This is a genomic window from Paenibacillus sp. RS8, from assembly GCF_041956825.1.
Taxonomy (GTDB): Bacteria; Bacillota; Bacilli; order Paenibacillales; family Paenibacillaceae; genus Paenibacillus_AQ.
Genome location: NZ_CP168131.1, coordinates 3,872,104 through 3,883,142 on the forward strand (window position 1 = coordinate 3,872,104; position 11,039 = coordinate 3,883,142).

The 11,039-nt window shown below is 44.5% G+C and carries 11 protein-coding genes; 7 read left to right on the forward strand and 4 right to left on the reverse strand.

Features of this window, described 5'->3' with window-relative positions:
* Positions 1-8 precede the first annotated feature (8 nt).
* The 5 genes from ACDZ28_RS18505 to ACDZ28_RS18525 all read left to right on the forward strand — a co-directional run bounded on the left by ACDZ28_RS18505 (position 9) and on the right by ACDZ28_RS18525 (position 6,785).
* Positions 9-1,553, forward strand: a complete 1,545-nt coding sequence (locus tag ACDZ28_RS18505) for a helix-turn-helix domain-containing protein (RefSeq protein ID WP_375102447.1) — start codon at positions 9-11, stop codon at positions 1,551-1,553.
* A 105-nt stretch (positions 1,554-1,658) separates the two neighbouring features.
* Positions 1,659-2,990 carry an extracellular solute-binding protein gene (locus ACDZ28_RS18510; RefSeq protein WP_375102448.1) on the forward strand — a complete coding sequence of 444 codons (1,332 nt, stop codon included), beginning with the start codon at positions 1,659-1,661 and terminating at the stop codon, positions 2,988-2,990.
* Between the two features lie 32 nt (positions 2,991-3,022).
* Complete coding sequence (locus tag ACDZ28_RS18515; protein ID WP_375102449.1) at positions 3,023-3,895, forward strand: carbohydrate ABC transporter permease; 873 nt, start codon at positions 3,023-3,025, stop codon at positions 3,893-3,895.
* Between the two features lie 56 nt (positions 3,896-3,951).
* Positions 3,952-4,812, forward strand: a complete 861-nt coding sequence (locus ACDZ28_RS18520; RefSeq protein WP_375105376.1) for a carbohydrate ABC transporter permease — start codon at positions 3,952-3,954, stop codon at positions 4,810-4,812.
* Between the two features lie 62 nt (positions 4,813-4,874).
* A complete protein-coding gene (locus ACDZ28_RS18525) occupies positions 4,875-6,785 on the forward strand; it encodes a beta-N-acetylhexosaminidase (RefSeq protein WP_375102450.1) in 1,911 nt (636 codons plus the stop codon).
* 182 nt (positions 6,786-6,967) lie between these two features.
* Here ACDZ28_RS18525 and ACDZ28_RS18530 read toward each other — a convergent pair whose 3' ends face one another.
* The 3 genes from ACDZ28_RS18530 to ACDZ28_RS18540 are packed head-to-tail and all read right to left on the reverse strand — an operon-like array spanning position 6,968 to position 8,963.
* Positions 6,968-8,170: an MFS transporter gene (locus tag ACDZ28_RS18530; RefSeq protein ID WP_042126032.1), complete on the reverse strand. Its 1,203-nt coding sequence runs from the start codon at positions 8,168-8,170 to the stop codon at positions 6,968-6,970.
* Between the two features lie 24 nt (positions 8,171-8,194).
* Complete coding sequence (locus tag ACDZ28_RS18535) at positions 8,195-8,776, reverse strand: TetR/AcrR family transcriptional regulator (protein ID WP_042126034.1); 582 nt, start codon at positions 8,774-8,776, stop codon at positions 8,195-8,197.
* A gap of 4 nt (positions 8,777-8,780) precedes the next feature.
* Entirely contained in the window at positions 8,781-8,963 is a 183-nt protein-coding gene (locus ACDZ28_RS18540; protein WP_375102451.1) for a hypothetical protein, read from the reverse strand.
* On the opposite strand from ACDZ28_RS18540, the gene ACDZ28_RS18545 reads away from it, so the two are divergent.
* Positions 8,932-9,084, forward strand: coding sequence for a hypothetical protein (locus tag ACDZ28_RS18545; RefSeq protein WP_375105466.1), 153 nt, complete (start codon positions 8,932-8,934; stop codon positions 9,082-9,084). The two genes, ACDZ28_RS18540 and ACDZ28_RS18545, sit on opposite strands and share 32 nt — an antisense overlap.
* A gap of 25 nt (positions 9,085-9,109) precedes the next feature.
* On the opposite strand, the gene ACDZ28_RS18550 is transcribed toward ACDZ28_RS18545, so the two are convergent.
* Positions 9,110-9,910 (reverse strand): helix-turn-helix domain-containing protein, encoded by an 801-nt coding sequence (locus ACDZ28_RS18550; protein ID WP_375102452.1) that lies wholly within the window; start codon positions 9,908-9,910, stop codon positions 9,110-9,112.
* A gap of 221 nt (positions 9,911-10,131) precedes the next feature.
* Between ACDZ28_RS18550 and ACDZ28_RS18555 the strand changes: the two genes are divergently transcribed.
* Positions 10,132-11,025: a hypothetical protein gene (locus ACDZ28_RS18555; protein WP_375102453.1), complete on the forward strand. Its 894-nt coding sequence runs from the start codon at positions 10,132-10,134 to the stop codon at positions 11,023-11,025.
* Positions 11,026-11,039 lie beyond the last annotated feature (14 nt).

Here is an 11,039-nt window from a genome sequence, read left to right on the forward strand (position 1 = left end):
ATCTGCACATGAAGCTTTTGATAGTAGATGACGAAGTCATTATTAGGACCGGTCTTAGCACGGTAATTAGATGGGAAGAGAATGGCATTGAGCTGCTCGCGCCGGCCGCTTCCGGGGAGGAAGCGCTGATGCGCATTCCGATAGAGTATCCTGACATCATTTTAACCGATATTCGGATGACGGGTATGACGGGATTGGAATTGTCTCGCGAGGTTAAGCGGGATTTTCCTTACATTGAAATTATCATATTGTCTGGATTCGATGATTTTGCATATGCACAGCAAGCGATGCGGGAAGGAATAAGTGATTATTTGCTTAAAAATAGCCGTCCTGGCGATATTATGACTGCGGTTATGCGCGTGAAGCAGCGTATCGTCAGTAGACGTGAGGCTGATCATCAAGGCGCCATCCATCAAACGGCATTCCGCTGGAAGCAGCTAGATCGCTTTCTTCGCGGGGACAATCTCCTGACGGAGCGTGAAAGTGAGGAACTGTTGATCTATTATCCTGAGCTGAGGCTCGGATCGGATATGGAGAAGCTAGAGCTATGGCTAGTTACATCTGCGTCTCCGCTGACCATGAAGGAGGAGAAGGAAGGGGAAATGAATGAGGCGGCTACGATGATTAGAGATTCACTTGGCTGCGTCATTCTGGATTGGGAATGTGGATGGCTGCTTATTTTCCGCAGGGGGCAGCCGGGTGCGAAGCGATTGGTTAAGGCGTCGATGGAGCGGGCGGAACGCGTTTATCGCCAGCCTTTTTTTGCCGCATGCGGTGTATGGGCCAGCAACGTGGTAGAACTGAGGGAGTCACTTCGCACCGCCGAACAAACCGCCTCGTACCGCTGGTTGGCAGAGGAAGCAAGAATGCTGGCCTATGAGGATATTAAAGACCGGAAAGGAATGCGGGCTGTTTGTACGGAAGAAGTGGAGAATAAGCTAACCGCCGTCCTGAGAAGCGGGAGCCGAGAAGTCATACAGCAGTGGATTAATGATGAACTGGCGAGCATTAGACAGGATGCGGAAGCGACTCCTTCTTCCGTTCAAGCGTATTTACATTCCTTGATTGTTGGGGGGTACCGGTGGCTAGAGCGTGCAGCAGCATCCGTTGGTCAATCGATGCCGAAGCTTCCACAGCTTGAACAGCTGGACATAAAGCTGCTTACTGCGAATCCAGAAGAAACTTTACAGCAGATGTTGCTTGCAATCCATGCGCAGTATGAACGGTTAAACGGCAGCAGGAATGAAGCTATTGACCGAACGGTAGCCTATATACGCGAGCATCTTGCAGACAGCTTGTCTTTGGCACAGGTAGCGGCATGCGTACATATGAATCCGAACTATTTTAGTAAGCTGTTTAAACAGGGGACAGGTAAAAACTATATTGAGTATGTAACGGAAGCGAGAATGGAATGGGCTAGCCGTTTGTTGAAGGAAACGCCGGCGAAGGTGAGCGAGATCGCTAAGCGGGTAGGTTACGAGGATATGAAGCATTTTAACCAGCTGTTTAAGCGTTACAGTGGCGAAACGCCTTCGCAATATCGTTCAAGATGAACCGACGAAGGTGAAAATCCCCCCCGTATGGGCTTAATTTTCCCCCCTACGACTTCTCGACCGTCTTAACTATACTAGGGTTATCACTAAAGGGGGAATATTTGAATGAAGAAGAGACTTGCGTTTGTAACGACAATTATCTTGATGATTGCCCTTTTGGCAACCGCTTGCAACAATAGCGGAAAAAAGGAGCAGAGCAATGAAGGCAACAAAAGCTCTGAAGAAAAAACGAAAATATCAATATGGCATAACTTCGCGGGTGACGACCTTCGTGCCAAAGCGGTTAGAGACCTGATCGACAAGTATAAAGAGGAACATCCAGACGTTGAAGTAGACGCGCAAGCGATCCCGGTTGACGGTTATCGTCAACGCCTAAGCACAGTGGCTGCGGCAAATGAAATGCCAGACGTATTTTTCGTTTATGCGGGCAGCCAATCCCAAGAGTTCTATGATGCCGGCAAGCTTCAACCGATTACAGAGCTGATGGATAAATATCCAGAATGGAAGAACAGTTTCTTGGCAGGGGCATTCGACCGCTATGAGTTTGAAAAAGGACAAATTTTCACAGCGCCGCTCGGGATGTCAGCAACTTCCTTCATGTACTATAACAAAGATCTTTTCGAGAAGCACAGTGTAAAGGTGCCGACTACTTGGGAAGAGATGATGACTGCAATTAAAACGTTCAACGACAACGGCATTACGCCGATTGCCCTCGGCAATAAAGCGCCATGGGTTGCACAATCGACGATTATCGGTTCGTTGGCTGACCGCGTGACAGGCACGGAATGGTTCCTGAAAGCTGCAGCTCAAGATGGAGCGTCTTTTACAGATCCTGTGTTCATTGACGCTTTGGGCAAGTACAAAGAGCTCGTTGATAATAAAGCGTTTCAAGATGGCGCAAACAGCATCGACAACACACAAGCAGAGCAATACTTCATTCAAGGCAAGGCAGCTATGATGATTAACGGCGCATGGTCGCTTACGAATCTTGCAGCATCCGCAACTCCTGAGCAGTTGGCACCTATCGAAGTCACAACAATGCCTGGCATAGAAGGTGGAGCAGGCAAACCGAATACGATTTCCGGTGGCGCAGGCGCTGGCTTCGCGCTTAACAAAGATACAAAAGGCGCACAGAAGCAGGCAGCGCTTGATCTGATCTACGCAGTAAGCGGACCGGACGGCCAAAAGGCGATCGCAGAAAGCAACTCGATGGTTATGTACAAAGTAGAACTGGATAAGTCGAAAGTAAGTCCGCTTTACTTCAAAGCTTATGAATTGGCTGTGAATTCTGAAATTACGCCGGTATATGACGCCTATTTATCTGCTGAAGCAGGAGAGGTGATCAACAACGGTCTTCAAGAGCTTATGATGGGCGGTAAGCCGGAGGATGTAGCTAAAAAACTGCAGGATGCGCAAGCGCGTTCGACTAAAAAGTAATCAGACAAAAGTACGTAAAGGAGGCTGTCGCCATGCCTGCATCATTGCGCAGCAGAAGCTTCGTCATCATGGCGCTGCTTCCTGCACTACTCATCTTTATCGTCTTTGCGATCGTCCCGATTTTTTGGTCAGCTTACTACGGTTTCTTTGAGTGGAAGGGACTCGGTGCTGCTAAGCTTATCGGGTTGGATAATTATCGAATGATCCTAGAGAATCCTGTATTCTGGAGAGCGCTGAAAAACAACCTGATCCTTGTTGTTTCGGCAGTAATAGGTCAAGTATCGGTCGCTTTACTGCTGTCATTGCTCCTGCTCAAGAACACGATGTTCAATCGGCTGATGCGCTCCGCCGTATTTCTCCCGATGGTGCTGTCTACAGTCGTCGTCGGTCTCATCTGGGGCTATATTTATCACCCGCAAATCGGTTTGTTGAATCAATTATTGGAGACGCTGGGACTGGAATCTTGGAGTCGACCATGGCTAGACGACCCTAAAATCAATATGTTTGCCGTATCGATCCCGATTAACTGGGCGAATATCGGCCCGTATCTTATCATTTTTATCGCAGCACTTCAAAATATTTCTTCAGAAATTGATGATGCTTCAAAGATCGACGGGGCGATTGGCTGGAGGAAGCTATTTTTTGTGACGCTCCCGATGATTTGGGGAACAGTTGTTGTAACTATCGTACTGTGCATATCTGGTAGTTTGAAGGCTTTCGACCATGTTATCGTCATGACGCGTGGCGGACCTGCACAATCTACAGAATTGCTCGCCACATATATGTACAATAACACCTTTACGGTATACCGATACGGCTACGGCTCTGCGGTATCCACAATGATTATTCTGATTAGCGCCGTGCTCATTGGCCTAAATCATATCATCACGAAGAGACGCGGGTAATGGGCGGTCGGCTAATGTTAGCCCGGCCGATGAAGGAGTGAATCACTATGCAAGCAATGATAAACGCTCGGTCGGAGAAGATGAGAGGCTCGCTGTGGCGTAAGCCGATTTCCGGAATTGCGAAAATCATCCTGTTATTTTATGCCATAATTACATTGTATCCGCTATACTGGTTAGGAATAAGTGCATTCAAGTCGAATCAGGAATTTTTCAATCGTCCCTATTCCTGGCCGCAGCATTGGCAGTTCGACAATATAACCCGGGCATGGGATCTCGGAAATATGGGCCGGGCGGTGCTCAACTCCACAATTGTTACTCTCTCAGCACTGCTGCTGACCATTGTGCTCGGCATGCTTGCAGCTTACGTGCTTGCCCGGTTCCCATTCAAATTGAGCGGAGCTGTAAAAGGATTGTTCTTGCTCGGCATGCTCATTCCAATTCATAGCACACTCGTTCCATTGTTTATTTTCATGAACAAGCTCGGGATGCTGAATACGTACTGGTCACTCATCCTGCCTTATACAGCATTTGAATTACCAATTGCAATCTTCCTCGGAATGGCTTACATCGTATCTATTCCGAGAGAAGTAGAGGAAGCAGCGATGATCGACGGTAATGGCTGGTGGGGAATCTTCGGACGTATCATTTTCCCATTGTCCCTGCCGATCGTGGCTACGATTACAATTCTTGCATTTTTGAGGTTTTGGAATGATTTCTCCTTCGCGCTCGTCTTTATTAATTCTCAAGCGTTGAAGACGCTGCCCCTCAGCTTGTCGCTCTTCTCCGACGGATTCGGAACGGACTACAGCTTAACGATGGGCGCGATGTTTATTGCTGCAATACCAACCATCGTCATCTTTTTGATCTTCCAAGAGCAGATTATGAAAGGCATGGTTGCAGGCTCGGTCAAAGGTTAACACCCTTGATCGAGTTTTTAGTGTAATTTTATACATATTTCATTCTTGTGGAGGGATTGACAGTGAAGTTACATTTTATAGGAGAATTGAGCGAGCTTCAATCAGGGCTTCAGTTGCTGCTTGCCGAACTTAAGTCAGAATGGTCGGAGGACGGAATTCCTGTGTTGATAGAACCGTCTTCAGGAAAACTGGAAGTTGGCTATGATGGTAAAAGTGCTTATATTCGTTACAGCGCTAAACATCAATTTTTTCGTGGCTTGGGACTGTTGATTCAGAAGATTAGTGGCAGAGAGAGTTTTCAAATTACAGAGCAACAACAATTTGATACGATCGGTCCGATGTTTGATTTGTCGCGCAATGGAGTGCTGACCGTTGAAAGCTTCAAGTTTATGCTGCGCAAAATGGCGTTGATGGGCTTGAATAGCGTCATGCTCTATTTGGAAGACACTTACGAGATAGAAGGCGAGCCTTATTTCGGCTACATGCGAGGCCGTTACTCGGTGACGGAGTTGAAGGAAATCGACGATTACGCCGATCAATTCGGCATTGAAGCGTTCCCGAGCATTCAGACACTGGCTCATTTGGAGGAGTTTCTGAAATGGGAGCCGGTAAAGGAATATAAAGATACAAAAGGTGCGTTGCTGGTTGGAGCAGAGAAGACCGATCGTCTGGTCGAAAATATGATTGTCAGCATTAGCGCGCCGTTTCGCAGCCGGAAAATCCACATCGGTATGGATGAAGCGGAAGAGCTTGGACGCGGTAAATTTTTGGATCGCAATGGACATATGAGCCGTTTTGATATTATGACAGGCCATCTGGAGCGGGTGCTCGCGGTAACTCGACGCTTAGGGTTAAAACCGATGATGTGGAGCGATATGTTCCTGAAGCTGGCTTCAGCAAATGGTGAAGATTATTACGGCCATGAGACGCAAATCCCAGAGGACATGGCGAGCCGTATTCCTAAGGACATAGATATGGTTTACTGGGACTATAATCACGTCGAAGAGAAGGACTACGAAACATTGATCGCCAAACACCGGCCGCTCGGCAATAATCTTATTTTTGCGGGTGCGGTATGGGTGTTCAATACGTTCGGTGTCAATTACGGGCTATCCTTGCCGGCGACGGATGCAGCGCTGACGGTATGCAAGAAGGAAGGCATCCGCGAAGTTTATGCGACGATGTGGGGGGACGACGGAATGGAGAGCAATCCATACATCGCTTTGCTCGGCTTGCAGTTTTATGCGGAACATGCCTATTCAACGTCCACGCCGACTGACGAGACGCTGGCCGAGCGCGTTCGGTTCTGCACCGGCATCGAAGCGGATGCTTACATGGGGCTGAAGTATTTAGACGAGACACCGGGAGCTGCACCGAATAATCAGAAGCAGAGCAATCCATCTAAGTTTCTGTTGTATCAGGATGTACTGCTGGGGCTGTTCGACAAACAGATTGATGGGTTAGATATGGCGGCTCATTATGAATGGGCGGAAGGCGAAATTGCTAGCCGTAGAAAAGCTGAGGCAGAGCTAGATTACTTGTTCGAGGTGCCGCAAAAGCTTTGTGCGGTACTGAAGCAGAAGAGCGAAATCGGACTTGAGCTGAAGAGGGCTTATGACAGTGGCGACAAGGCAATGCTTAGGCGGATTGCTGAGGACATTTTGCCTGAAATCTCACAGGCTGTGCAAAAGCTTAGGGTCGCACACCGGAAGCAATGGCTATCGATGTTCAAACCGTTCGGTTGGGAGGTGCTCGATATTCGTTACGGCGGCGTCATAAGCCGGTTGGATACAGCGAGCATGAGGCTGCTAGAATATGCGGACGGAAAGCTCGAGCGGATTGAGGAGCTGGAGCAGGAACGACTGCTGTATAGCACGACGAACCGCTTCACTGACAAAGGTGCAGGCTGGTGCAGTTATTATTACCGCATGGCGTCGCCTAACGTCTTTTTCCATGTGATCAATCCATTCTAGGTTAAAGAATTATCCTCAATCAAATAGAAATCCATGGTACTGGGATAAGTTACGTGGTGAAGACTGTAAGTGAGTAGATATAAAGAAGGCTGTCGAGACATTCTCGACAGCCTGAGCAGCTCGTGTCCTCATAGAGGGCGAGCTGTTTTCTTACTATTCGCTATTTGCATTTGTTCCTCAACTCAGTTTACCAATCCTTTAGCGGATTGTTTTTCTTTCCATACCATTGTAATAACAAGGCCAATAAACATTATGACAGCCGCAAAGAGATACGGATAGTTGATGTTTACATCAAATAATACTCCGCCTAATGCAGGTCCGATGATATTACCGAGGCTAGTATAGGTTGAGTTCATTCCAGCGACAAAACCTTGCTCTTTTTCAGCAGTTTTTGATAAATAGGTCGTTAATGCTGGACGGAGCAGGTCAAACGCGAGAAAGATGAAGCAGGTTACTAGTAGAACAGTTAAATAGTTATTGATCATGGTGGAGGCTACCGCTAAGGCTACGCCAGCAATTAAGCAGAGTTGAATGAGCTTTTTTTCACCGAGCTTATCTACCATTTTACCGAATAAAAAGACCTGCACAACCACCCCGAAGATTGAGCTTATTGTAATGATGGTTGCAATATCTCGTGGAGTGAAGCCAAATTTATGATCAGAAAATAGACTAAATACAGTTTCATATGCCGATAAGCCAAAGGCGAGGACAAACACTATAATAAACGCAATAATATATGCTGGATGAAACGAGCGTTTCAGATCACTGATAAAGTTGGTGTCTTTTTTAAGTTTACTGATTTCCAAAAGCTGCTCTTTGGACAGTGGCTCTTTCAGAATAAATATCGACGAAATACAAGTGATTAAGGCGAAGCCAGCAGCAAAATAGAATGGAGCACGTATACCTAGTTCAGTAATAAAGCCTCCGATTCCTGGGCCAATAATAAAACCGATACTAATGGCGGCAGAAACATAACCCATTGCCTTAGGTCTTTCCTCTACTGAGGTGATATCCGCAACATAGGCAGTGACGGCTGGCATAATGAATGCACCAGCAATCCCTCCAAGAATTCTGGCGATATAAAGAACGGATACATGTGTGCCTAAACCAAAGATCAATTCCGATGCACTAAAGAGTACTAAGCCGATAACGATCATTTTTTTTCTGCCGTAAGTATCAATCCATCGCCCTGCTAGAGGAGACATGAGGAGTTGTGCGAACGCAAAAGCTGCTACAAGATACCCCATTGTCTTGCCTGACAAATGCATAATGTTCATAAAGGATGGCATAACAGGGACGATAAGCCCAACGCCTAGAAAAACAATGAATATATTACTTAGCAGAATGAGTAAGACTGTTTTTTGTTCTTTCAATGGTTTCTTCATGAAGTAATACCTCTCTTTGTAGAATCACAGCTGCGAAATACCTCTCCAAAATACAGTCCAAGAGGCATTTAGTTTTTCATTTAAACGGATTTCATTATTGCCATACACAAGCTCTAGCATGATCGAATCTACTACACCCAGGAAGGCAAGAGTAGGGATGGAGGCTGCATCTTCCACGATGACTTTGGCATCGATCCAAGCTTGGAATTTACTTTCTAATGCAGTTTGAATCCTTTTTTCCGTATCGATCACTTCTTCATCAATTGCTTTAGCAAGATGGGGAGGTGGGAAAAAAGTCATACGTAGCCAAAATTTTAACTGCTCGTTCTTTTGGAATAAGTCGATTACCAATTGCAGATATCCTAATAAATCTGTTTTAGGATTTTGGGTACCCACTTTACTCAAATATTGTAGTTTCGAGGAGATTTCTGTCTCTTTGGCATCTTGTAAAACTTGCAGGAAAAGATCATCCTTCCCTTTGAAATGAGCATAAAGAGATTGTTTTTTCATCCCGACCAACTCGGCAATTTGTGATAGAGAGGCTCCCTCATACCCATGAGTTGTGAAACATTTCAAAGCGATATCTTTAATTTCTTTTCTTTTCAAAAAATCACCTCGATATTAACGAACGTTCGTCAGTTATACTAACAAAATTAATTGTTTTATGCAAATGAAATTTAACTTCAGTGAGGGTTAGAAGGATAGCTCGACGATCCTTAGGAGAGTCTTCCCTTTTAACATAACTTAAATTCTCAAGCTGTTTGGGAAGACGACTGACTGAACTACGATCCATAGCTGTTGCTTCCGCTAAAGCAGAGGCGCTATTTGGACCGCAACCAATGAATTATTGTAACAACAAGGATTCTTATGAAGCAGTATCTACATTAAAAAGAGAGGCAGTATTAGAGTCCTAAACAGGAACTTTAATACTGCCTTTTGTTACCCTATATTCCTAAGGTTAAATTCCCGACGGTACTGTACCGGACTATAACCAGTATATTGTTTGAACGCAGCGGAAAAATGGCCGGTATTGCAGTAGCCAAGTGCTTGGGCAATCTCTGAAATATTCATGGCTGTATTCTCCAAGTATTCTTTTCCTAGCTCAATACGTACTCTCTGAAAATATCGAATGGGAGAGGTTCCTAATTCCCTATTAAAAATAGAGATGAGGGTTCGTGTCGGAATATAGAGAAAATTAGAAAGTGACTGTACGGAAAAATCATTCATATTTTCTTTCATATATTCCAGGCTTTTATCAATGACTGTTAAATCATAAGATTTGGTATTCTGACCCAACTGATGGACAAGAATGCTGTAAAACAAGTGGAAATAGGAGGAAGCAAGCTGCTGTTCGCCTTCTTTTAAGCAAAGGAGAGTTTGATCACACAGATTTAGGAACTCCAATTTAAAGGGGATGGTATATAAATAATTGGATTTTAATAAAAAGGGTTCTGATTTAAACTCAAAAAGCCAGAAATTCCACTTGTCGCTTGTGCATTGGTTGGCAAGAGACTTGGAGGCATTTGCAAATATAAGCGTATTCGACTTTGCCTGAAACGATAGGCCATCTACTTGGATCGATCCTTCTCCGTCTAAGGTGTAAAACAATATATATTTATTACTTTCTATGATGCGATGATTGATGTCATAATCAGAGGTCGTGTAGAGTTTATAAACCGTTTTAACGCTCATCGGGTAGGTCGTGATCCAATCATTTACCGAATAAAAATCGAAATACATAATGATCTACCCCCTCAGTAAATTACAACCTTACGAGTACTAGTATACATAGCGTTTGATCGGAAATATGCTAGTTTATGTCGATGATATTAGATAATGTCTCAAGATTTAGAGGGTTAGACTTGTTGCGTATTTTTATAATTGTTGCCTATTTATAGATTTACATAATATGAAACTTAAATTAAGATTTTGGAAAATAACTTAAGAAAGGAGCAGCATCCTTGCCGAAAAAGAACCATGCCCCCGCTAAACGTAAATCCGCACTGTCGGTAGCATTGGGAATCGTGCTTTTATCCGCGTCGATCGTTGTTGCACTGGCTGGTTTTATAATCATCCCTCAAGAAGAGAAACAACCTGAAATAACAGAGCAAATTCTTGGTTACTCCGGTTATACCCGTGTTATTGGGCAGCAGGAATACAAATGTTATGAACATTTAGCACGGAGAGAGATGGATGATGATCGTGACAGCAAATTGCTAGCCCAAAATACGAAAAAATTGGCCCAGACAGCTAACGCGCAGTTTTTCTTGGGGAACAAATTGGGGTTATACGGTCCCTATTCTTTTGAATATTTACAAGAGCAGATGAAACACGAGAACGCCGCGCGAGCAATAAAGAAGGAGCAAGGTCAGGCGATATATGGACCAGAGGTATTTGATATTTATACGTATTATCAATATGTGAGCAGTAACCTAGAGGTTGACATTATTGATTATTTAGCTACTCATGCAGATGCATCCATACTAGCAAAAACCAGAACTTATTTTGAAGAAAACAAAAAGGATTACGATCATCCAGAGCAGGTCGTTTATACCTTATCGGAAAACGCGAATAGTGAGGTATACACCCTTGACTGGAGACAATTGAATTCTCTGGAATCAGCGGACTCGCAACTAGCGCATTTTTTAAGAGAGGGCAGCGAAAATCAGGAATGGTCATATATGTTCGGTAAATTACAAAGAAATGTTAAAATTCAATCGGTAACCTATGTGAAAACAGATTTTGAGCAGCAAAAAACTACTATTGTAAGCGATTTCTTGAAGAACGGGTATTATAAAAAACTTCTACAGGAGATCGAAAAGAATAACCCTGTAGCATTTTCTGAAAATATTTAAGAAGAGGGGTGTAC

Excerpts from the sequence above, each read along its gene's own strand:
- ACDZ28_RS18520 (WP_375105376.1), top strand. The coding sequence starts at position 3,952 with ATGATAAACGCTCGGTCGGAGAAGATGAGAGGCTCGCTGTGGCGTAAG.
- ACDZ28_RS18540 (WP_375102451.1), bottom strand. The coding sequence starts at position 8,963 with ATGGATCGTAGTTCAGTCAGTCGTCTTCCCAAACAGCTTGAGAATTTA.
- ACDZ28_RS18505 (WP_375102447.1), top strand. The coding sequence starts at position 9 with ATGAAGCTTTTGATAGTAGATGACGAAGTCATTATTAGGACCGGTCTT.
- ACDZ28_RS18550 (WP_375102452.1), bottom strand. The coding sequence starts at position 9,910 with ATGTATTTCGATTTTTATTCGGTAAATGATTGGATCACGACCTACCCG.
- ACDZ28_RS18510 (WP_375102448.1), top strand. The coding sequence starts at position 1,659 with ATGAAGAAGAGACTTGCGTTTGTAACGACAATTATCTTGATGATTGCC.
- ACDZ28_RS18515 (WP_375102449.1), top strand. The coding sequence starts at position 3,023 with ATGCCTGCATCATTGCGCAGCAGAAGCTTCGTCATCATGGCGCTGCTT.
- ACDZ28_RS18530 (WP_042126032.1), bottom strand. The coding sequence starts at position 8,170 with ATGAAGAAACCATTGAAAGAACAAAAAACAGTCTTACTCATTCTGCTA.